Consider the following 21,617-nt stretch of genomic DNA (forward strand, 5'->3'; position numbering starts at 1 on the left):
TCATGCGACCAGGTGCTATTGCTGGCCGGACCAATTGATCGGAGCGTAATGTCCGTTCCGGCGGGAATTGTCCCAACTCATGCCATGGTCGCTGAACGTACTGCCTTCCGCCCCCATCGCCAGAGCCAGCCAGTCGGGATTGATGGGATGACCGGTGGCCGCCCACATCTGCCCGTCCTCGCGCATTGTCGGCAGCGGTTCGACCGCCATCTTCATGATGCCCGCAATCTCCGCCGACCGTTTCTTGCCGTCTATCCGATAGCTTATCGGAACCTTCTTGGCTCCGAGGTTCGTGCCGATCATGGGTGCCAGCAATGCCATCGGGCCACCTGCCGCGCCGGTGAAGATCGAGCCTAGCGCCCCTGTTTGCCTGTCATCGGCGCGTTCGTCGATATAGGCGGCAGCCGTCCAATTGCCGTCCGCCATCGGACCTGGCGTGTGGGCAACCATCGCGACGCTGAGGTCATCCAGTCGAACGTCGCCGAAACTGCCCTTGTCGATATGAAAGACGAAGGCGACGTCGCATGCGCCTCTCGTCGGTTTCGATGTCAGCTGCGCGTTGGTGGACAGCAGGCAAGGGCATACGACATCGCAGCTACAATTTTCGAAATAGCTTCCAGACAATTGCCAACTCGTTGCCATTTTAACCTCCCGGCTCTGTCAGGCGGGTCGGCATGGATCGCTTGGCGAGGTAGCGCCGCTTGGATCGTAGAAACGGCATATAGCCCGACATCGCGACTGCTCGGCACGCCAGGGCATATAGTTTAGTTGTGTCTAATGCAAATTACGCCGATGCCGGGCACTGTCAAGCCGAGCGCCCGGCACCGGCTGCGCGGGCCGGCACTTCTTCGCGCCCCTGCCTCGCTGCTTTTCGTCAATCGTCAACAGAAAGGCTGGCATAGTGGCCGACCCTTGGTGATGATAGTCTCTTGCCATGGGGTATCTTACCCTTCGAAATCTAGCGACCTGCGTAGGATTTTGCGCGGGTTGTTTGTTTTTCTCTGCCGTCGCAACGGCCGTCGTCTACTACACCTCGTCGCCAAATCCGAAAGTGCACTGGTGGGGCATTTTTTGGGGTGGTGCTTTCGGCTTGCTTATAAATAGCACCTTCGTCGTTCCCGCCATTCGCCGGCGCATGGCGAAGCGGAAAGAAGCGCACGATCCCTCTTAAGAACCTGATGGTTCGCACCGCTGACAGCGGTGCCATGTCTGCATATTTCTGTTACCGACCTGGGTAACGGGCTGTGTCTATCACCGATATATCAGGCATATCCAACCTTAAGCCAAAACCTCAGATGCCGCCAAATACCACTAGGCCCCAACCGCCTACCGCTCATCCTTAAGCCGCCGGCACAACTCGTCGAGCTGCTCCAGCGAGCTGTAGTTTACCCGCAGCGTGCCGCCCTTGCTCTTGTGCTCGATGCTGACAATCATGCCGATCGTGTCGGTCATCAGCTTTTCCAGCGCCAGCGTGTCGGGGTCCTTGTCCGGCGCGCTCGCCGCCGACTTCGTCTTGGCCGGTGTCGGGCCGGCAGGCATCTGCGCCAGCGCTTCGGCCTGCCGCACCGAAAGCCCTTCCTTGACGATGCGCTTGGCGAGCCCGGCCGGATCTTCGGCGGTGACCAGCGTGCGGGCGTGGCCGGCCGACAAGTCGCCGTCGACCAGCATGTCGTGAATGACATTGGGCAGCTTCAACAGCCTGAGCGTGTTGGCGACATGGCTGCGGCTCTTGCCGATGACCTGGCCGAGATCGGCCTGCGTGTAACCGTGCTCGTCGATCAGCTGCTGATAGCCTTGCGCCTCCTCGACCGGATTGAGGTCGGCGCGCTGCACGTTCTCGATGATCGCCAGTTCGAGCGCCGTGCGGTCGTTGACGTCGCGCACGATCAGCGGGATCTCGGTCAGGCCGGCGCGCTGCGCCGCCCGCCAGCGCCGCTCGCCGGCGATGATCTCGTAGCGGCCGGGCTGCGCCGGCGAGGGTCGCGCCACCACCGGCTGCACCACGCCATGCTCGCGGATCGACTGGGCAAGGTCGGTGAGCTCGGCTTCGCCGAAATGCCGGCGCGGATTCTTCGGGTTCGGGCTGACGAACTCGATCGGCACCTTGCCGTCGGCCGCCACCACGGCGCTCGGCTTTTCCGGCGCCGCCGGACGGTCGATTTCGCCGATCAGCGCCGCGAGGCCACGGCCCAGTCTTTTTCTTGATTGGTCTTCGCTCATTGGTTTGTCCAGATCGTTTCGGAATCGAATCGGCTAATTAACCAAGCTGTCGGAGCGCCTGCTGCTCAGGCGGCGCGCAGCTTGCGCTCGCGGCGGATCACCTCGGAGGCGAGCTGCAGATAGGCCTGGCTGCCCGAGCATTTGAGATCGTAAAGGATCGCCGGCTTGCCGTAGGACGGCGCTTCGGAGACGCGCACATTGCGCGGGATGATCGTCTCATAGACCTTGTCGCCCATATGGGTGCGCACGTCCTGCACCACCTGGTTGGCGAGATTGTTGCGGCCGTCATACATGGTGAGCACGATACCCTGGATGGTGAGGTCCGGGTTGATCGTGCGGCGCACCTGCTCGACCGTTTCGAGCAACTGGCTGAGGCCTTCGAGCGCGAAGAATTCGCATTGCAGCGGCACGAGAACGGAATCGGCCGCCGCCATGGAATTCAAAGTCAAAAGGTTGAGCGAGGGCGGGCAGTCGATCAGCACATAGCCGAACGGCGCCGATCGCTCGGCGGCGGCGCGCAGCGCATTGCGCAGCTTGAGCACCCGGTCGGGCGCGGAGGCGATCTCCATCTCGATGCCGAGCAGGTCGAGCGTCGAGGGAATGATCGATAGGCCCGGCACCGCGGTCGGCACCGCAGCCGCCTCCAACTCCAATTCGCCCGTCAAAACATCGTATGACGAGGTGGTGCGGTCCTTGCGATCGATGCCGAGGCCGGTGCTGGCATTGCCCTGCGGATCGAGATCGACGATCAGCACGCGCTCGCCGATGGCGGCCAGCGCCGTGGCCAGGTTGATGGCCGTCGTCGTCTTGCCGACGCCACCCTTCTGGTTGGCAACTGTGATGATACGCGGTCCAGTTTTCATGGGTTTATGCCAGTGATTCATTGCGGTTTCGCCGGGCGCAAGTCGCTGATTTCCAGGATGACGCCGTAGGCGTCGGTCATGCTCGGATGTTCTACCAGATCGAAGGTCCAGCGGTGAGTGCTTTCTTCCAGTTCGGCGCGGTAATCCCTGCCTTTGTGGAAAAGCGCGCGCGCGCCTTTGGCCAGCCAGGGCGCCGATAGAGCGAGCAAATCCGGGAGCGCCGCAAGCGCCCTGGCGGTGACGATTTCCGGTGCAGAAACAAGTGCATAGCTGTCGTCGATGCGCTTGGCCACGACTCGCGCCGGCAGGCTGAACCGACCGATGACTGATTGCAGGAACGAGGCTTTCTTGCGGTTGCTTTCGACCAGATCGATCGACGCGCCGGGACGCTCGGTCAGCAGGAAGCCAAGCACCAATCCGGGAAAACCGCCGCCTGAACCGAGGTCGACCCAGCGTGTTGCGGCGGGCGCGATTCGCGCGAGCTGGGCGCTGTCCAGGATGTGGCGGCGCCAGACGTCATCCAGCGTCGACGGCGCCGCCAGATTGATGCTGCGATTCCATTTCAGGAACAGCTGTTCGAAGGCTTGCAGCCGCTCGAATGTTTCACGTGAAACTGGACCCGCCGCCTTCTGCAGACCTTCCCAGGCGCTCACGCCACGTCCCTTCGCGCGGCGAGTTCGGCGTTGCGGACATGCGCGACAATGATGGCAAGCGCCGCTGGCGTCATACCTTCCATGCGCTGCGCGTCGGCGATCGAACGCGGCTGACGCGCTTTCATCTTCTGCTTCAACTCGTTCGAAAGTCCGGGGACATCCGAAAAGTCGGCGGTCTCGGGTATGAGCCGCGATTCCTCATGCCTGATCTGCGCGACGTCAGCCTGCTGACGGTCGAGATAGACGGAATATTTCGCTTCTGTTTCAAGCCGCTCGGCAGTCTTGGCGTCGAGCTCGGCAAAGCGTTGCTCGACGCGGCTCAGCCAAGCCATGTCGACAGCAGGATGCGCCAACAGCTCATAGGCCGAGCGGCGCACGCCGTCCTTGTTGATCTCCAGCCCATGCCGCGCCGCCTCATTCGGCGTCAAAGTCACCGACTTTGCCAGGGTGCGGGCCTGATCGAGCTTGTCGCTCATCTCGCCGAAACGCCGCATCCGTTCCGAAGTTACGATGCCGAGCTTGTGGGCCAGCGGCGTCAGGCGTTCATCGGCATTGTCGGCCCGGAGCGAAAGCCGGAACTCCGCGCGGGACGTAAACATGCGATAGGGCTCGGCGATGCCTCGACTGGTCAGATCATCGACCATCACGCCGATATAGGCTTCGGTGCGGCTGAGCACGACCGGCTCGCCGGCGGAAGCCTTGCGCGCCGCGTTGATGCCTGCGAGCAGGCCTTGGGCGCCTGCCTCCTCATAGCCTGTGGTGCCATTGATCTGCCCGGCAAGGAACAGCCCATCGACGCGCTTGGTCTCCAGCGTTGTCCTGAGCTCGCGCGGATCGACATGATCGTACTCGATCGCATAGCCCGGCTGCAGCATTCTCGCCCTTTCCAGTCCAGGAATCGTCTTGAGGATCTCGAGCTGCACATCCTCCGGCAGCGAGGTCGAGATACCGTTCGGATAGACGGTGTCGTCGTCGAGGCCTTCCGGCTCAAGGAAAATCTGGTGGCCTTCGCGGTCACCGAACTTGACGATCTTATCTTCGATCGAAGGGCAGTAGCGCGGACCAACACCTTCGATCGAGCCGGAATACATGGCCGAACGATCCAAATTGAGGCGAATCAACTCATGCGTCGCCGTCGAGGTGCGGGTGATGCCGCAATGGATTTGCGGGTTTGCGATGCGGTCCGTCATCAGCGAGAACGGCACCGGATCCTCGTCCGCCGCCTGGCTCTCCAGCGACGCCCAGTCGATGGTGCGGCCGTCGAGGCGAGGGGGCGTACCCGTCTTCAAGCGCCCCAGCCTGAAGCCCGCGCGGCCCATGGTCGCCGACAGCCCCAGGCTTGCCTGCTCGTTCATTCGCCCGGCAACGATCTTCCTTTCGCCGATATGGATCAGGCCGCGCAGGAAGGTGCCGGTGGTCAACACCACCGCGCCGCAAGCCAGCCGCCGGTCGCCCGAAACCAGCACCGCCGCCACGCGGCCGTCTTGGATTTCGAGATCGAGAACCTCGCCCTCGACCACGTCGAGATTGGCTTGCCCGCTGATCGCGGCCTGCATGGCGAGACGATAGAGCTTGCGGTCGGCCTGGGTGCGCGGACCGCGCACAGCCGGACCTTTGCGGCGATTCAGCAGCCGGAACTGGATGCCGGCGGCATCCGCAATGCGGCCCATCAGCCCGTCCATGGCGTCGATCTCGCGCACGAGATGCCCCTTGCCGAGACCGCCGATCGCCGGATTGCAGGACATGACGCCGATCGTGTCGAAGCGCAGCGTCACCAGTGCCGTCCTGGCGCCGGCGCGCGCGGCAGCGCTCGCCGCCTCGCAGCCGGCATGGCCGCCGCCCACCACCACCACATCATAGTGATTGGTCATTTTCCAAGAATCCGGTTTCAGAGATTGACCGACACATGTCCCCGCTGCCCTCGTGCTGTCAAGGACGAAGCAACGTTTCACGTGAAACATGGATGCGGCACATCCCACGGTGTTTCACGTGAGTCATCGCCAGCGCGGCACCCCGCCTCGTGTTTCACGTGAATCACTTACCAATGCAGAACTGCGAAAAGATGACGTCGAGCAGATCCTCGACATCGACGGCCCCGATGATCCGGCCAAGGCGATCGGCCGCCAGCCGCAATTCTTCCGCACGTAGTTCCTGGCTTCGCCCCGACAGCGAAGCCCGCAGGAAATCCGCCGCCTCGCGGAGGAGCGCAACGTGGCGCAGCCTTGACGGCAGGATGTCGCCCGCGTTACCGACTGTCGCGGCCGCGCAGGCCCCGATCTCGTTGATGAGGCGCTCCAGCCCGGTGCCTGCCTTCGAAGAGATCACGAGGTCGTAGCCATCACCGACACCGGCGCTGGCGATATCCGCCTTCGTCCCGATCTTGAGCAGCGGAGCCCCGTTCGGGACGTCGCCGACAGAGGCCGGGTCGGCCATATCCTCCAGCAACAAGACCAGGTCCGCCGCGCCCGCCTTGGCCCGCGCCCGCTCGATCCCGATCGCCTCGACCTTGCCAGCAGCCTCACGCAGGCCGGCGGTGTCGACAATCCGCACCCTCAGTCCGTTGATATCCATGACAACCTCGAGCAGATCGCGCGTGGTGCCCGGTTCATCGGTGACGATCGCCGCCTCGCGCTGCGCCAACGCGTTGAACAGGCTGGACTTGCCGGCATTCGGAGCGCCGAGGATAACGACCTCAAAACCATCGCGAATGATCTCCGCCGCCTTGAACCCTTCGATATGTAGCTCGATCTCCCTGATCATCGCCGTCACGTCAGACCAGACCGCTTCCGAAACGGAGCCCGGCACATCTTCTTCGTCGGCGAAGTCGATCTCCGCTTCGATCATGGCCCGCGCATGGATCAGCCGGCGGCGCCAGTTCGAATAAAGCGCGCTCTGCGCGCCTTCCGCATTGCGCAAGGCGAAGCGGCGTTGCGCTTCCGTCTCGGCATTGACCAGATCCGCCAGCGCCTCGGTCTCGACAAGGTCGAGCTTGCCGTTGAGAAAGGCGCGCCGGGTGAATTCGCCGGGCTCGGCATGCCTCACGCCTTCGAAGCCAGTGATGGTTTCCAGCATTTTCGCCGCGACCGCGCGGCTGCCATGGACCTGGAATTCGGCAACATCTTCGCCGGTGAAGCTGCCAGGACCCGGAAAGAACAGGACGAGGCCGTGGTCGATGACCGAGCCGTCGGCCGCCTTGAACTTCCGCAAATTGGTGAACCGATCCTTAACGGCGCCCGTAATCGTTTCGACCACGAATCGAGTCCTGGGGCCGGAGATGCGGATGACGGCAATGCCGGCGGGTAGGCGGCCGCTCGATAGCGCAACGATCGAATCCTTCGACGCCATTGGGGAATCCATTTGCCGGACCTGCCGAACCGCCTAATTCAAAGAACAGAGCATGATATCGCCCGAAAACCGCTTCACACTTTTCGGCATCATGCTCTAGCCTTTACCTCATCAAACCCAACATGCCGAGCCGCCCATCGTGACCTTGCCCGCACAAAACCTGCTTGCCGAAGAGGCCAGCCCCTATCTGCAGCAGCACAGCGACAATCCTGTCCATTGGCGGGGCTGGTCGCCAGCCGCCCTTGCCGAAGCGAAGGAACTGAAGCGGCCGATTCTGCTCTCCATCGGCTACGCCGCCTGCCACTGGTGCCACGTCATGGCGCATGAAAGCTTCGAGAACGACGCCGTGGCGGCCGTCATGAACCGGCTCTACGTGAATATCAAGGTCGACCGCGAGGAGCGGCCGGACATCGACCAGATCTATATGGCCGCGCTCCATGCCATGGGCGAGCAAGGCGGCTGGCCATTGACCATGTTCCTGACGCCCGACGGCAAGCCCTTTTGGGGTGGCACCTATTTCCCGCGCGAGGCGCGTTACGGAAGACCTGGTTTCATCCAGGTGCTGGAAGCGGTCGATAAAGCCTGGCGCGAAAAGCGGCAGAGCCTCGCCGAAAGCGCCGACGGGCTGACCGCTCATGTCGAGCAGCGGCTCGCCGGCACAACGGGCAAGGCGGTGCTCGACCGCGACACGTTGGCCGATCTGGCCGCACGCGTCGACGGCATGATCGACCGCGATCTCGGGGGCTTAAGCGGCGCGCCGAAATTCCCCAATGCGCCCTTCATGCACGCCTTATGGCTCTCTTGGCTGCGCGACGGCCAGACCGCGCATCGCGACGCCGTGCTGACCAGCCTCGAAAGAATGCTCGCCGGCGGTATCTACGATCATGTCGGCGGCGGTCTCAGTCGCTACTCGACCGACGCCGAATGGCTGGTGCCGCATTTCGAGAAGATGCTTTACGACAACGCCCAGCTGATCCGTCTGTGCAATTGGGCCCAGGCTGAGACCGGAAACAGCTTGTTCCGGATACGAATCGAAGAAACGGTCGCCTGGCTGCTGCGCGAGATACGGGTCGAGGGCGGCGCCTTCGCCGCCAGCCTCGACGCCGACAGCGACGGCGAGGAGGGGCTTTTCTATACATGGAGCCGCGACGAGGTCGAAGCCGCGCTTGGCGACGATGCCGCGGTGTTCTTCCGCTATTTCGAGCTTGCGGCGCCGCATGGCTGGGAGGGTAAGCCGATCATTCGCCAGAGCGAGGCGCAGCAAGGTCACGCCGACTATGCCCGGCTCACATCTTTGAAAGCAAAACTTCTGGCCGTCCGCGAACAGCGTGTCAGGCCCGGCCGTGACGGCAAGGCGCTTACCGACTGGAACGGACTGATGATCGCGGCCCTGGCGGAAGCGGGTCGTTCCCTTGGGCGGCGCGACTGGGTCGATGCCGCGGCAAAAGCCTTCGCCCATATTGTCGGGGCCAGCCAGGACGGCCGCCTGCCGCATTCCATGCTTGGCGCGAAGAAACTCTTCCCGGCGCTCTCGAGCGACTATGCCGCCATGACCAACGCCGCGATCGCGCTGTTCGAGGCGACCGGCGATCCGGCCTATTCCAACCGCGCCAGGCACTTCATCGGCGAGCTCGATCGCTGGCATCAGGACACCGAGACGACCGGCTACTGGCTGACGGCGTCGGACAGCGGCGACGTGCCGATCCGCATCCGCGGCGACGTCGACGAAGCAATCCCGTCGCCCACCGGCCAGATCGTCGAAGCGCTGGTGCGGCTTTCCTCGCTCACTGGCGATCTCGGTCTCTGGGAAAAAGCCTGGACGACCGCCGAGCACGCCATGGGCCGCGCCGCGCGGCAGGCCTATGGCCAGGCCGGCATCGTCAACGCCTGTGCCCTGGCGCTCGAGCCACTGAAGCTCGTCATTGTAGATGAGCCTGGTTCTTCAAGCCTTGTTCCGGTCGCGAATCGAAATCCCGATCCGCGTCGGGTCGATATCGTCGTGCCAATCGGCACGGAGGCGAATCGACCATCGTTGCCGGGCGGCGTGCTGCCGCCGACGGACAAGCCGGGCGCCTGGTTCTGCAGCGGGCAGGTGTGCCTGCCGGTGGTTGGAGATGCCGGTGAGTTGGAGAAGTTATTGCGGCGAGGGTAGCCACCAGCAAGCCGCACTGGGTTCCTGATTCCCCAGCGTCGGCGCTGCTCCTCATCTGGCTGCCGCCATCTTCTCCCCGTAAACGGGGAGAAGGGATCCGTCACCGCCGGCTTCGCCAATCGCCAGCATTGCAGGGAGGGCGTCGGCGATGCGGCCAGCCTCTTTCTCCCCGTTTACGGGGAGAAATGCCCGGCAGGGCAATGGGGGGCGGCGCCAACCTTTGCCATTATCGTCCAGCGGTCGCACGACAGCGTTGAAAAGCAAGAAGGGCGGGAAGTTTCCGCCCTTCTTAGCCAATCACGTATTCATCGAATCGAAGAAGTCCGCGTTGGTCTTGGTCTGCTTGAGCTTGTCGATGAGGAACTCGATCGCATCGGTAGTGCCCATCGGCGCCAGGATACGGCGCAGCACGAAGATCTTCTGCAGGTCGGCGCGCGGCACCAGCAGGTCTTCCTTGCGGGTGCCGGACTTGAGGATGTCCATGGCAGGATAGATGCGCTTGTCGGCCACCTTGCGGTCCAGCTGGATTTCGCAGTTGCCGGTGCCCTTGAACTCTTCGAAGATGACTTCGTCCATGCGGCTGCCGGTATCGATCAGCGCGGTGGCGATGATGGTGAGCGAACCGCCTTCCTCGATGTTGCGGGCGGCGCCGAAGAAGCGCTTCGGGCGCTGCAGCGCATTGGCGTCGACACCGCCGGTCAGCACCTTGCCCGATGACGGCACGACGGTGTTGTAGGCGCGGCCGAGGCGGGTGATCGAATCCAGAAGGATGACCACGTCGCGGCCATGCTCGACCAGGCGCTTGGCCTTCTCGATCACCATTTCAGCGACCTGTACGTGACGGGCTGCCGGCTCGTCGAAGGTCGAGGAGATCACCTCACCCTTCACCGAGCGCTGCATGTCGGTCACTTCCTCCGGCCGTTCGTCGATCAGAAGTACGATCAGATAGCATTCGGGATGGTTGGCGGTGATCGAGTGAGCGATGTTCTGCATGAGAACCGTCTTGCCGGTACGCGGCTGCGCGTTGATCAACGCGCGCTGCCCCTTGCCGATCGGCGCCACCAGGTCGATCACGCGCGGTGAGATGTCCTTGCTGGTCGGATTGTCGACCTCCATCTTCAGCCGCTTGGTCGGATAAAGCGGCGTCAGATTGTCGAAATGGATCTTGTGCCGGATCTTTTCCGGATCGTCGAAATTGATGGTGTTGACCTTGAGCAGTGCGAAATAGCGCTCGCCCTCTTTCGGGCTGCGGATCGGGCCTTCGACCGTATCGCCGGTCTTCAGCGAAAAGCGCCTGATCTGCGACGGCGAAATATAGATGTCGTCGGGACCTGGCAGGTAGTTGGCATTGGCCGAGCGCAGGAAGCCGAAACCGTCCTGCAGCACCTCGACCACGCCTTCGCCGATGATCTCGACATCCTGAGCGGCGAGCTTCTTCAGGATCGCGAACATCAGCTCCTGCTTGCGCATGACGCTGGCGTTCTCCACCTCGAGCGATTCGGCATAAGCGATCAGCTCTGGCGGCTTCTTGTTCTTGAACTCTGCGAGTTTCATTTCTTGCATTAGATAGACTCTGGGTAGGCTTTGGAGAGGAAAATCGGCTGGATGCGACAAATGCCGGGCGCGGCCGAAAGCGAGTGAAAAGGGCGGCGCATGACGGGAAGGAAGACCCGTCTTGTATCGTCGCTCGACCGAAAGAGCAAGCCGCCTTTTGCTGGGATCGGGACTGGATCCGGGGAAGCCTCAGAACGGCTTCACGATGACCAGGATGACGATGACGATCATCAGCAATGTGGGGATCTCATTGACGATCCGCCAGTGCTTCGCCGGTTTTTCGTTCTTGTCCTCGGCGAATTTCCTGACCGCGCCGGCGAGGTAGCCGTGCAGCCCCGACAAGACGAGCACCAGCGCGATCTTGGTGTGCAGCCAGCCGCCCTGGAATCCAAAGCCTTTCCAGGCCAGCCAAAGCCCGAACACCCAGGTCACGATCATCGCCGGATTGATGATGCCCCGCAGCAGCCGGCGCTCCATCACCTTGAAGGTCTCGGACTGCACCGAGCCCTTCTCGGCGTCGACGTGATAGACGAAAAGCCGCGGCAGATAGAGCATGCCGGCCATCCAGGCGATCACGGCAATGACATGGATCGCCTTGGCCCACGTATACAAACTGCCGGGCACCGCCAAATAAAGCAGCGCGGTGAGCACGACGAGAACGACAATGCCGATCACCATGCGCTTCATCGCCTGGCCGGTGCTGTTGTCATTGCCTGCATTGCTCATCGGTGGCTCCTCACCATCTTCACCATCGCCTCGACATGCGCCACCGGTGTTTCCGGCGTGATGCCGTGGCCGAGATTGAAGATCAGCGGCCCGCCACCCAAAGTCCTCAGAATAGAATCGACGCCATCGGCCAGCGCCTTGCCGCCGGCAACCAGGCGCAGCGGATCGAGATTGCCTTGCACTGCCCCTTCGCGTTGCAACTCCCTTGCCATCGACAGCGGCACGGTCCAGTCGAGCCCGAGACCGGTGATGCCGGTCTTTGCCCTATAGTCGCGATAACGCTCGCCGGCGCCCTTCGGAAAACCGATCACCGGCACATCGGGATAAACCGCCTTAACCTGCCGGACGATCTCGGCCACCGGCTCGACGCAGAAAGCCTCGAAGGAGGGTTCGTCCAACACGCCCGACCATGAATCGAAGATCTGCACCACGTCGGCGCCGGCTTCGATCTGGCGGATGAGATAGGCCGCCGAATGAACGGCCAGTACCTTCAAAAGCTTTGCGAGCGCCTCGGGCGCGCGATAGGCGAAAAGTCGCGCCGGCCCTTGGTCCGGCGTGCCGTGGCCCGCAATCATATAGGTCGCCACCGTCCAGGGCGCGCCGCAAAAGCCTATCAGCGTCGTTTCACCCGGCAATTTGGCGCGCAACCGGCGAACGGTCTCGTAGACCGGTTCGAGATTCACGTGAAACAAATCGCCGTTCAGCGCCGCAATCTCGGCCGCCGTGATCGGCTTCAGGATCGGTCCGCGGCCCTCTTCGAAACGAACATCCCGCCCCAAGGCATTGGGCACGACCAGAATGTCGGAGAACAAGATAGAGGCATCGAAGCCGAAGCGTTCGATCGGCTGCAGCGTCACTTCGGCGGCAAGATCCGGATCGTAGCAGAGATCCAGGAAGGATCCCGCCCGCTTCCTTGTCTCGCGATACTCGGGAAGATAGCGACCTGCCTGTCGCATCATCCAGAGCGGCGGCGGTGAGACCGTCTCGCCCTTGAGGACGTCCAGCACGATCCGTTTCCCAGCCATCCAGCCCTCGCCCTCTCCAGTCCTTTAAATCAAATATCTATTTTAAAAGAGTCTTCTGATTCTAAGAGTCTGTTGGTTGTGATGGTTGCGACCTGTCCACCCTGCGGCTTGAAAAGGCCAGTCAGCATATTGTCGCGCGGTCGCTTTCGCAATTTGGAGGGGTTTGGGGACGAAGCGGATTCAGGCTTTCGAGTCAAAAGCTTGGGCCTTCCGTTCCGAGCGTCGTGCTGTGGATGAAATCGGCCAAGAAAAGTTGATCCCCGGTTTTGTCCCCAACGCCGCGACAAAGCCTACAGCGAGGCGAATTGTGGACAAGCAGCCATCTGATACAGTCGCTTTTTTACCCAAGGCCTTCCCATCCGGCCTTGTCCACAATTGCCCACAGCCTGGACCCATCCCCTGTGAACAAACCTCAGAGCTTCTTCCATCTGCACTTGATCTCCGACGCCACCGGCGAAACGCTGCTGGCGGCTGGCCGCGCCGCGTCGGCCCAATACAAGGATGCGCGCGCCATCGAGCACATCTATCCGCTGATCCGCACCGAAAAGCAGGTCGCCAAGGTCTTCGAGGACATCGAGGAGGAGCCCGGCATCATTCTCTATACCGTGGTCGACCAGAAGCTCGCGCGCTCGATCGACGAGCGCTGCGCCACCATGGGCCTGCCTTGCGTCTCGGTGCTGGAGCCTGTGCTGACCGTCTTCCAATCCTATCTCGGCACGCCCGCCGGCCGCCGCGTCGGTGCCCAGCATGTACTCGATGCCGAATATTTCCGCCGCATCGATGCGTTGAACTTCACCATGGAGCATGATGACGGCCAGCTGCCGGCCAATATGGACGATGCCGACATCGTGCTGATCGGCATCTCGCGCACCTCCAAGACGCCGACCAGCATCTATCTCGCCAATCGCGGCATCAAGACCGCCAACATCCCGATCGTGCTCGGCGTGCCGCTGCCCGAAAGCCTGCTCGAGGCCAAGACGCCGCTGGTCGTTGGCCTCATCGCCACGGCCGAGCGCATCTCGCATGTCCGGCAAAACCGCATCCTCGGCAACAGCGCCGCCTTCGTGTCGACCGACTATGTCGATCGCGCCGCGATCAACGAGGAGCTCGCCTATGCGCGCCAGCTCTGCACAAGGCATGGCTGGCCGATGATCGATGTCAGCCGTCGGTCCATCGAGGAAACGGCGGCCGCGATCGTTGCCCTGCGAGGAAAGACGCGCTAGGGCAAGCGATATAAGTGGACGCTCCGTCCAACACCCCTCATCCGACCGAGCTTCGCTCGGCCACCTTCTCCCACAATGGGAGAAGGAAGAACGTGGCGCCGGCGTCCCGCAAATACCACCAGGTGGCAATTTGCAGCGGGCGTCAGCGCAGGACTTTCCTTCTCCCCTTGTGGGAGAAGGTGGATCGGCGCGATAGCGCCGAGACGGATGAGGGGTGCTGGACGGATTGCAACCGTTGGGTGAACCAGCATGCCGGAAAAAATCATCCTCGCTTCGGGCAGTCCGTACCGCAAGGCGATGCTCGTCAATGCCGGCCTCGACATCGAGGCGGTGCCGGCCGAAGCAGACGAGCGGGCGCTTGAGGCTCCGCTGAAGGATAGCGGCGTTTCGCCGGAGGATGTCGCGTCGATCCTGGCCGAGGCCAAGGCGACCGAGGTCAGCGAGCGCAAGCCCGGCGCGTTGGTGCTCGGCTGCGATCAGACGCTGTCGCTGGGCGACGAGATTTTTCACAAGCCCGCCGACATGGAAGGCGCGCGGCGTCATCTCCTGACGTTGTCGGGTAAGACTCATCAGCTCAACAGCGCCGCCGTGCTTTGCCGCAACGGCGAGGTGCTGTGGCGCCATGTCGGCGTCGCCAGCCTGACCATGCGCAAGCTCGATCCCGCCTTCATCGGCCGGCACCTGGCGCGCGTCGGCGCCAAGGCGCTGTCCAGCGTCGGCGGCTATCAGATCGAGGGCGAAGGCATCCAGCTCTTCGAGAAGATCGAGGGCGACTATTTCACCATCGTCGGCCTGCCGCTTCTGCCGGTGCTGCAGGAGCTGCGCGCTTTGGGAGCGATCGATGGCTGAGAAAAAGGCCTTTGTCACCGGGCATCCGATCGCGCATTCGCGCTCGCCGAAGATCCACGGCCACTGGCTGGCGAAATACGGCATCGACGGCAGCTACCAGGCGATCGACGTTCGGCCGGAAGATCTTGCTGCGTTCCTGGGGTCGCTCGGGCAAAGCGGTCTGCGGGGCGGCAATGTCACCATCCCGCACAAGGAAGCGGCCTTCGCGTTGGTCGACCGCCGCGACGAGGCGGCAGAGGCGATCGGCGCGGTCAACACGCTCTGGCTGGACGATGGCGTGCTTTGGGGCGGCAACACCGACGGCCTCGGCTTCGCCGGCAATCTCGAGCAATATGCACCGGGCTGGGCGGCGAACGGTCCGGCCGTGGTGCTGGGCGCCGGCGGCGCCTCCCGCGCCGTCATCCACGCGCTGAAGCAGCGCGGCGTCAAGGATATCCGCATCGTCAACCGCACGCTGCCGAGAGCGCTCGAACTCGCCGGGCGTTTCGGCGCCGGGGTTTCCGCGCATGGCGCGGATGCCGTCGGCGAGCTGCTTGCCGATGCCGGCCTGCTCATCAACACCACCTCGCTCGGCATGCATGGCGATGCAACGCTCTCCGCCGATCCGGCCGGATTGCCGGACCATGCCATCGTCACCGACATCGTCTATGTGCCGTTGCAGACGCCTTTGCTTGCCGCCGCCAAGACGCGCGGCCTGAAGACGGTCGATGGGCTCGGCATGCTGCTGCATCAGGCGGTGCCAGGCTTCGAGCGCTGGTTCGGCAGGAAGCCGGAGGTCACGCCCGAACTGCGGCGCATGATCGTCGCCGACATCGAGGGTCATTGACGGCATGATCGTGCTCGGCCTCACCGGATCGATCGGCATGGGCAAGTCGGCCACGGCCAGAATGTTCGCCGCGGCGGGCGTGCCGGTGCATGATTCCGATGAGACCGTGCATCGCCTTTATTCCGGCAAGGCCGCGCCGTTGGTCGAGGCTGCTTTCCCGGGCACGACGCAGGCGGGTGTGGTCGATCGCGTGAAGCTCGCCGGAAAAGTGCTCGCCGATCCCGCCGCGCTGAAGAAACTGGAAGCGATCGTGCATCCGCTGGTGCGCGCCGACGCCGATGCGTTTCTGGCGAAGCATCGCGCTGCCGGCGCGCCGATTGCCGTGCTCGACATCCCGCTCCTGTACGAAACCGGCGCCCGCCACCGCGTCGACAAGGTCGTCGTCGTCACCGCATCGCCCGAAATCCAGCGCGCCCGCGTGCTCGCCAGACCCGGCATGAGCGAGGAGAAGTTTTCGGCGATCCTCGCCAAGCAGGTGCCCGACGCCGAAAAGCGCCGCCAGGCCGATTTCATCATCGACACCGGGCAGGGCTTTGAAGCCGCGCGAAAGGCGGTCGAGGCGATCATTGCAGAACTGGGGGATAAGCCGGGCACGCCTTCCTCCTGACCCTTGCTGTCAGCAGCCGCCATTGCCATTTTTCGCCGAAGCGGCACGATGCTGCCAATGCAAGGGCGAACTGATTCGAATGCGTGAGATCATCTTCGATACCGAAACCACCGGCCTCGATTTGCGCGACGACCGCATCATCGAGCTCGGCGGCGTCGAGCTGGTCAACCGCTTCCCGACCGGCCGCACCTTTCACAAATTCATCAATCCGCAAGGCCGCGCGATCCACGCCGAGGCGCAGGCCGTGCACGGCATCAGCGCCGCCGACCTCGTCGGCAAGCCGACCTTTGCCGAGATCGCCGGGGAATGGCTGGCCTTCACCGACGGCGCCAGGCTGATCGCCCACAATGCCGCCTTCGACATCGGCTTCCTCAACCTCGAATTCAGCCGCCTTGATCAGGCGGCCATCGATCCAGGCCGGATAATCGACACGCTGGCGCTCGCGCGCCGCAAGCATCCGATGGGCCCGAACTCGCTGGACGCGCTCTGCCGGCGCTACGGTATCGACAACACCCGCCGCACCAAGCATGGCGCGTTGCTCGATTCCGAATTGCTGGCCGAGGTCTATATCGAGCTCATCGGCGGCAAGCAGGCGGCGCTGGTCCTCGAGGCCGTGTCGGTGCGGATGAACGGCGCCGGCGAGGTGGCCGATATCGACATTTCGGTCGGCGCCAGGCCGATTGCCCTGCCGCCGCGGTTGAGCGAAGCGGACCGCGCGGCCCATGCCGGGCTGGTCTCGACGCTCGGCGAAAAGGCGCTGTGGCTGAAGGTGGCGGTGGGTTGAGCCAGAGCGCCCGAACGTAGCCTGTCGAGATTAGCCGAAACTCTCGCGACGACCGCGCGGAGGTCTTTCGCGAATCTCAGACGTCCAATAAAAAGCCCGGCTTCGCGCCGGGCTTTGAATGCGAAGCGGAAGGCCTCTCAGCTCACCTGGACCTTGCTCGCCGCGGCCTGGTCCTCGGCGATGCGCTGCTGGAACATCTGCGCGAAATCGATCGGGTCGAGCATCAGCGGCGGGAAGCCGCCATTGCGGGTGGCGTCGGCGACGATCTGGCGCGCGAACGGGAACAGAAGCCGCGGGCATTCGATGAACAGGATCGGCAGCATGTGCTCCTGCGGGAAGCCGCTGATGGCGAAGACCCCGCCATAGACCAGCTCGACGTTGAACAGCACTTCCTGGTCGAACGAAGCCTTGGCGTTCAACGTCAGATTGACATCGAACTGCTTGTCCGAAAGCGGGTTGGCGTTGACGTTGACATTGATGGCGATGCCGGGAGCCTTGTCGCGGCCGCGCAGCGAATTCGGCGCGCCGGGGCTTTCGAAGGACAGGTCCTTCACATACTGGGCAAGCACATTGAGCGAGGGCTGGTTCTGCGTGCCGTTGCCGTTGGCGGCGCCCGTCGCGGCGTCATCGTTGCTGGCCATGAGCCTTTAGTCCTTTTGCCTGGGCAGCATTGCTGACCGGATTGAAATCGCGGGTTCGCTACCATGGTCGGCCGGACAAAACAAGTTTTGCGCCTTTATCGGGCAGTAGGCGCAGGACGAGTTGCTCGACACAGGGATTTCGAAAGACTGCCATGTGTCTGCGGGGCGGATTTTCACCGCTCATTTTCCGTGAAATCAGCGCAAACGCCGGGATTGGCTAAAGCCTCCCAACCTCGTCGCGATGGCTGTTTCGGCCAATCTCCAAGGCATTCCACCTGCAAACGACCGGTCAAAATCCTGTGCCGGGGAACTAATCGTTTTTCAGCCGCCGCCACGGCGAATTGTGATCCGGCCGGTTCGGATAGTCGTCGCGCGAATAGTCGCTGTCGTCGAGATCGATGACATCGTCGCGCCGTCGCGCCGAAAAGCCGCTGCGGAAGCTGGTCGCCATGACGATGCGGCTCTTGAGCAGCCGCCAGGCGAAGTCGCGCACCGGCGGCAACAAGAGAAGAATGGCGAAGATGTCGGTGATGAAGCCCGGGATGATCAGCAGGATCGCCGCCAGAACGATCATCGCGCCATGCGCGAGCTGGCGGCTGGGGTCGCGCCCGGCATCCATTTCCGTGCGCACCCGCGTCATGACGCCAAAACCCTGATGCCGCAGAAGCAGGCTGCCGGCGACGCTGGAAAGGATGACCAGCCCGACCGTCGCCAAAGCGCCGATTTCGCGGCCGACAACCACGAAGCCGGCGATCTCCAGAAGCGGCAGCAGGAGCAGGAACAGCGGGATGAACGAAATGCGCAAGTCTTGACCGATCGCTTTCTTCTTTTGCGGCGCTCGCGGACAATCGCCGCTGGCCTTGGCGCCTTTAGATAGGTATGGCTGCCTTTGATTTGAATGATTGCGCCTGCCGTTCTATATGCTTTGAGTATTGAACGCTATGCGACCGCGGCCTCGGTAAGGCTATGCCGGTCCGGCAAGACAGGGATCGAGTTGGCGGAAAATATGGGTTTCTTCGACTTCGGCACGATTTTCTTCTTGATTGCGGCGGTTGTGATCTTTTTCCAGCTGCGCAACGTGCTTGGACGTCGCACCGGAAGCGAGCGTCCGCCCTTCGATCCCTATTCGGCCAGCCGCACGCGCGAGGCTGATGCGGCGCAGAAATCCGAGAATGTGGTGTCGCTGCCGCGCAAGCGCATGCCGGGAGAAACCGCGGCCGAGACTTATGCCGATATCGACGCCTTCGCCAAGCCCGACACCGATCTCAACAAAGGCCTGCGCACGATCAAGGACAATGACGCGTCCTTCGAACCGAAGGGCTTCGTCGACGGCGCCAAGATGGCCTACGAGATGATCGTCATGGCCTATGCCGATGGCGACCGTAAGGCGCTGAAGAATCTCCTGTCGCGCGAAGTCTATGACGGTTTCGTCGCCGCGATCGGCGAACGCGAGGCGAAATCGGAAAAGATCCAGTCGTCCTTCGTCGGCATCGACAAGGCCGACATCGTCGCCGCCGAAATGAAGGGCTCGGAAGCGCATATCACGCTGCGCGTCGTCTCCGAGCTGATCTCGGCGACCCGCGACAAGGCCGGCGCCGTCATCGACGGCGACCCGGAGACGGTGGCCGAGGTCAAGGATGTCTGGACCTTCGCCCGCGACACGCGTTCGCGCGACCCGAACTGGAAGCTCGTTGCCACTGAAGAAGAAGATTGACCTAGAGCATGATGCCGAAAAGTGTGGAGCGGTTTTCGGATGACATCATGCTCCATCTCTTTGAATTAGAGGCGGATTCAGATTTCAAGTCGAACAGACCTGAAATCATCCGGCTCTAGGCGGCGGGCTCGGTCGTGCCGCTCTCTCCCATATTCAGCGAAAAATCTTTTGATGACCTGCCCGGCTGGAGCGGGGATGACCACGCCGCGGCCTTCGCCGCGTTTCGCCGCTCCGCCTTCCATGCGCCGGTAAAGGCTTATCGCACCGGATCGCTCGGCGTCGATTTCGATGCTTTTGCCGAAGCCTATGCCGAGGCGCGAGCCGTTTCGGCGCCGAATCGGTCGGAAGCGCGATCCTTCTTCGAACGGCATTTCGTTCCGATGCTGGTGAAGGCTGGCAATGGCTCGGGTCTCGTCACCGGCTTTTACGAGCCGGAGGTCGAGGCCTCGCCGGTCAGGACCGGGCGGTTCACCGTGCCGCTTCTGTCCCGCCCCGCCGACCTGATCGACATCGACGACGGCAACCGTCCCACCGGAATGGACCCCTATCTGGCCTTCGCCCGCCGGACGGATGATGCTCCCGTCGAATATTTCGACCGCGGCGCCATCGAGCGCGGCGCGCTCGCCGGCAAAAATCTCGAAATCGCCTGGCTCGTCGAAAAGGTCGATGCCTTCTTCGTCCATGTGCAGGGCGCAGCCAGACTGAAGATGACCGACGGCAGGCTCAGCCGCGTCACCTATGCGGCGAAGTCGGGCCAACGCTTCACTGGCCCCGGCAAGATCTTGAGCGATCTCGGCGAAATCCCGCTGGAAAAGGTGACGATGCAGTCGATCCGTGCCTGGTTCAAGGCGCATCCCGACCGGGTCGACGCGATCCTGTGGCAAAACCGCTCTTACATCTTCTTCCGCGAAGCGGCGGTGGACGACGCCTTGCTCGGCCCGATCGCCGCCGCCAAGGTGCCGCTGACGCCTGGCCGCTCGGTCGCGATCGACCGCCTGCTGCACACCTTCGGCACGCCTTTCTATATCGATGCGCCCACACTCGCCGCCTTCGACGAAAAACCGTTCCGGCGGCTGATGATTGCGCAGGACACCGGCTCGGCCATCACCGGCCCGGCCCGGGGCGATCTCTTCGCCGGCTCCGGCGATGCCGCCGGCGAGATCGCCGGCGTGGTCCGCAACGCCGCCGACTTCTACGCGCTGGTGCCGCGCCTGTTGATCGATGGAGAGCGCCGGTGAGCCGCCGCGACGACCATCTCAGCGACGACGACCGCATTCTGTGGAACCTGGTGGCGCGTTCGGCCCGGCCCCTGAAAGGCAAGAAAACCGTCGAGATCCCCGACGTCATCGAGCCGAAGCCCGAGCCATCGCCGGGCCCTGTCAATGGCGCTCCGGCCGTCGTGGCGAAGCCGAAGACACAGCATGTCGCGCATGCGCTGGACGATCAGACGCTGCACAAGCTGAAAAAAGGCCGGCTGCCGATCGAAGGCCGCGTCGACCTGCACGGCATGACTCAGGACGAGGCCTATTCGCTCCTGCTCACCTTCCTGCACCGCGCGCATGCCGGCGGCATCCGCTATGTGCTGATCATCACCGGCAAGGGTTCGTCCTCCGGCGGCGACGGCATCCTGCGCCGCGCCGTTCCGGCCTGGCTGGCGACGCCGGCCTTCCGGCATCTGGTGTCGAGCCACGATCACGCCGCCCGCAACCACGGCGGCTCGGGCGCGCTCTATGTGCGGTTGAGGCGGATACGGTCTTGAGCGGGCCAGCCGTGAGGAGGCACCAGTGACCCCGTTCGGCGAGAAGTTGCGGGCGCTGCGCGCCGAGCGCGGCGTCAGCCAGAAGGCGATGGCTGAGGCCATCGGCGTCAGCGCCGCCTACCTGTCGGCGCTCGAGCACGGCCGCCGCGGCGCGCCGACCTGGACGCTGATCCAGAAGATCATCGGTTATTTCAACATCATCTGGGACGATGCCGAGGACCTCGCCCGCCTCGCCGAGAACTCGCACCCAAGGATCAGGATCGACACGTCGGGCCTGTCGCCGGCGGCGACCGAATTGGCCAATCTTTTGGCCGAAAGCATCGCGAAGCTGGACGAGGCGGAGCTGCGCAAAATCACGGCGTTGGTCCGGGCCTCGCTGAGGGGATAGTCTGCCCGGATGAAACGGGTGCGGCCAGCCGAAGCCGCCCTGTGCCTTCGTCATCCACGGGCGGAGCGGGAGCGAAGCGGACGCGCATGCCCGAGGATCCATTCCGTGACCTTGGGCCGAAGAGTGCAACGGCGCAGAATTCTGCATGGTCGAGCCGCTCGAAGGTCACGGCATGGATCCCAGGGTCTGCGCTGCGTCGCTACGCTCCTTGCTTCGCCCTGGGATTGTTTGAGAAGGATCGGGTAGTTTGGCGGCCGGGACTGCGGCCCATCACAGCCGGCAGTCCCG

The 21,617-nt window shown here is 63.2% G+C and carries 21 protein-coding genes; 10 read left to right on the forward strand and 11 right to left on the reverse strand.

Features of this window, described 5'->3' with window-relative positions; all coding sequences use genetic code 11:
- Nucleotides 1–15: 15 nt before the first annotated feature.
- The 6 genes from ACWGS9_RS25735 to mnmE form a co-directional block, all read right to left on the reverse strand.
- A complete protein-coding gene (locus ACWGS9_RS25735; RefSeq protein ID WP_454507898.1) occupies nucleotides 16–642 on the reverse strand; it encodes a DUF1326 domain-containing protein in 627 nt (208 codons plus the stop codon).
- A gap of 684 nt (nucleotides 643–1,326) precedes the next feature.
- The gene (locus tag ACWGS9_RS25740) at nucleotides 1,327–2,220 is read right to left on the reverse strand and encodes a ParB/RepB/Spo0J family partition protein (protein WP_454507899.1); all 894 of its coding nucleotides are present in this window, start codon (nucleotides 2,218–2,220) and stop codon (nucleotides 1,327–1,329) included.
- A 65-nt stretch (nucleotides 2,221–2,285) separates the two neighbouring features.
- Complete coding sequence (locus tag ACWGS9_RS25745) at nucleotides 2,286–3,083, reverse strand: ParA family protein (protein WP_454507900.1); 798 nt, start codon at nucleotides 3,081–3,083, stop codon at nucleotides 2,286–2,288.
- 17 nt (nucleotides 3,084–3,100) lie between these two features.
- Nucleotides 3,101–3,736 (reverse strand): 16S rRNA (guanine(527)-N(7))-methyltransferase RsmG, encoded by a 636-nt coding sequence (rsmG, locus tag ACWGS9_RS25750; protein WP_454507901.1) that lies wholly within the window; start codon nucleotides 3,734–3,736, stop codon nucleotides 3,101–3,103.
- Nucleotides 3,733–5,607, reverse strand: coding sequence for a tRNA uridine-5-carboxymethylaminomethyl(34) synthesis enzyme MnmG (gene mnmG, locus ACWGS9_RS25755; RefSeq protein WP_454507902.1), 1,875 nt, complete (start codon nucleotides 5,605–5,607; stop codon nucleotides 3,733–3,735). Before mnmG ends, rsmG begins: the two co-directional genes overlap by 4 nt.
- A gap of 163 nt (nucleotides 5,608–5,770) precedes the next feature.
- Entirely contained in the window at nucleotides 5,771–7,081 is a 1,311-nt protein-coding gene (mnmE, locus tag ACWGS9_RS25760; RefSeq protein ID WP_454507903.1) for a tRNA uridine-5-carboxymethylaminomethyl(34) synthesis GTPase MnmE, read from the reverse strand.
- Between the two features lie 139 nt (nucleotides 7,082–7,220).
- Between mnmE and ACWGS9_RS25765 the strand changes: the two genes are divergently transcribed.
- A complete protein-coding gene (locus ACWGS9_RS25765) occupies nucleotides 7,221–9,233 on the forward strand; it encodes a thioredoxin domain-containing protein (protein ID WP_454507904.1) in 2,013 nt (670 codons plus the stop codon).
- 297 nt (nucleotides 9,234–9,530) lie between these two features.
- Here ACWGS9_RS25765 and rho read toward each other — a convergent pair whose 3' ends face one another.
- The 3 genes from rho to hemE all read right to left on the reverse strand — a co-directional run bounded on the left by rho (nucleotide 9,531) and on the right by hemE (nucleotide 12,538).
- Nucleotides 9,531–10,796 carry a transcription termination factor Rho gene (gene rho, locus ACWGS9_RS25770; RefSeq protein WP_320215772.1) on the reverse strand — a complete coding sequence of 422 codons (1,266 nt, stop codon included), beginning with the start codon at nucleotides 10,794–10,796 and terminating at the stop codon, nucleotides 9,531–9,533.
- 180 nt (nucleotides 10,797–10,976) lie between these two features.
- Nucleotides 10,977–11,513, reverse strand: a complete 537-nt coding sequence (gene hemJ, locus ACWGS9_RS25775; RefSeq protein ID WP_454507905.1) for a protoporphyrinogen oxidase HemJ — start codon at nucleotides 11,511–11,513, stop codon at nucleotides 10,977–10,979.
- On the reverse strand, nucleotides 11,510–12,538 hold the full coding sequence (gene hemE, locus ACWGS9_RS25780; protein ID WP_454507906.1) for a uroporphyrinogen decarboxylase: 1,029 nt from the start codon (nucleotides 12,536–12,538) through the stop codon (nucleotides 11,510–11,512). Before hemE ends, hemJ begins: the two co-directional genes overlap by 4 nt.
- Before the next feature lie 401 nt (nucleotides 12,539–12,939).
- Between hemE and ACWGS9_RS25785 the strand changes: the two genes are divergently transcribed.
- The 5 genes from ACWGS9_RS25785 (at nucleotide 12,940) to dnaQ (ending at nucleotide 16,827) form a co-directional block, all read left to right on the forward strand.
- Complete coding sequence (locus ACWGS9_RS25785) at nucleotides 12,940–13,761, forward strand: pyruvate, water dikinase regulatory protein (RefSeq protein ID WP_454507907.1); 822 nt, start codon at nucleotides 12,940–12,942, stop codon at nucleotides 13,759–13,761.
- Between the two features lie 249 nt (nucleotides 13,762–14,010).
- Nucleotides 14,011–14,610 carry a Maf-like protein gene (locus ACWGS9_RS25790; RefSeq protein WP_454507908.1) on the forward strand — a complete coding sequence of 200 codons (600 nt, stop codon included), beginning with the start codon at nucleotides 14,011–14,013 and terminating at the stop codon, nucleotides 14,608–14,610.
- Nucleotides 14,603–15,436 (forward strand): shikimate dehydrogenase, encoded by an 834-nt coding sequence (locus tag ACWGS9_RS25795; protein ID WP_454507909.1) that lies wholly within the window; start codon nucleotides 14,603–14,605, stop codon nucleotides 15,434–15,436. The genes ACWGS9_RS25790 and ACWGS9_RS25795 overlap by 8 nt, the downstream gene beginning before the upstream one ends.
- Before the next feature lie 4 nt (nucleotides 15,437–15,440).
- The gene (gene coaE / locus ACWGS9_RS25800; RefSeq protein WP_454507910.1) at nucleotides 15,441–16,043 is read left to right on the forward strand and encodes a dephospho-CoA kinase; all 603 of its coding nucleotides are present in this window, start codon (nucleotides 15,441–15,443) and stop codon (nucleotides 16,041–16,043) included.
- A gap of 79 nt (nucleotides 16,044–16,122) precedes the next feature.
- On the forward strand, nucleotides 16,123–16,827 hold the full coding sequence (gene dnaQ, locus ACWGS9_RS25805; RefSeq protein WP_454507911.1) for a DNA polymerase III subunit epsilon: 705 nt from the start codon (nucleotides 16,123–16,125) through the stop codon (nucleotides 16,825–16,827).
- 137 nt (nucleotides 16,828–16,964) lie between these two features.
- Here the strand turns inward: dnaQ and secB are convergent, their stop codons facing one another.
- Nucleotides 16,965–17,468: a protein-export chaperone SecB gene (secB, locus tag ACWGS9_RS25810; RefSeq protein ID WP_454507912.1), complete on the reverse strand. Its 504-nt coding sequence runs from the start codon at nucleotides 17,466–17,468 to the stop codon at nucleotides 16,965–16,967.
- 310 nt (nucleotides 17,469–17,778) lie between these two features.
- Entirely contained in the window at nucleotides 17,779–18,273 is a 495-nt protein-coding gene (locus tag ACWGS9_RS25815) for an FxsA family protein (protein ID WP_454507913.1), read from the reverse strand.
- 201 nt (nucleotides 18,274–18,474) lie between these two features.
- Between ACWGS9_RS25815 and ACWGS9_RS25820 the strand changes: the two genes are divergently transcribed.
- The 4 genes from ACWGS9_RS25820 to ACWGS9_RS25835 all read left to right on the forward strand — a co-directional run bounded on the left by ACWGS9_RS25820 (nucleotide 18,475) and on the right by ACWGS9_RS25835 (nucleotide 21,329).
- Nucleotides 18,475–19,182 (forward strand): Tim44/TimA family putative adaptor protein, encoded by a 708-nt coding sequence (locus ACWGS9_RS25820; RefSeq protein ID WP_454507914.1) that lies wholly within the window; start codon nucleotides 18,475–18,477, stop codon nucleotides 19,180–19,182.
- Between the two features lie 134 nt (nucleotides 19,183–19,316).
- Complete coding sequence (gene mltA, locus ACWGS9_RS25825) at nucleotides 19,317–20,420, forward strand: murein transglycosylase A (protein ID WP_454507915.1); 1,104 nt, start codon at nucleotides 19,317–19,319, stop codon at nucleotides 20,418–20,420.
- Nucleotides 20,417–20,941, forward strand: coding sequence for a Smr/MutS family protein (locus tag ACWGS9_RS25830; RefSeq protein WP_454507916.1), 525 nt, complete (start codon nucleotides 20,417–20,419; stop codon nucleotides 20,939–20,941). Before mltA ends, ACWGS9_RS25830 begins: the two co-directional genes overlap by 4 nt.
- Before the next feature lie 25 nt (nucleotides 20,942–20,966).
- A complete protein-coding gene (locus ACWGS9_RS25835) occupies nucleotides 20,967–21,329 on the forward strand; it encodes a helix-turn-helix domain-containing protein (RefSeq protein WP_454507917.1) in 363 nt (120 codons plus the stop codon).
- The last annotated feature ends 288 nt before the right edge of the window (nucleotides 21,330–21,617 follow it).

The organism is Mesorhizobium sp. Arg314 (assembly GCF_053714275.1).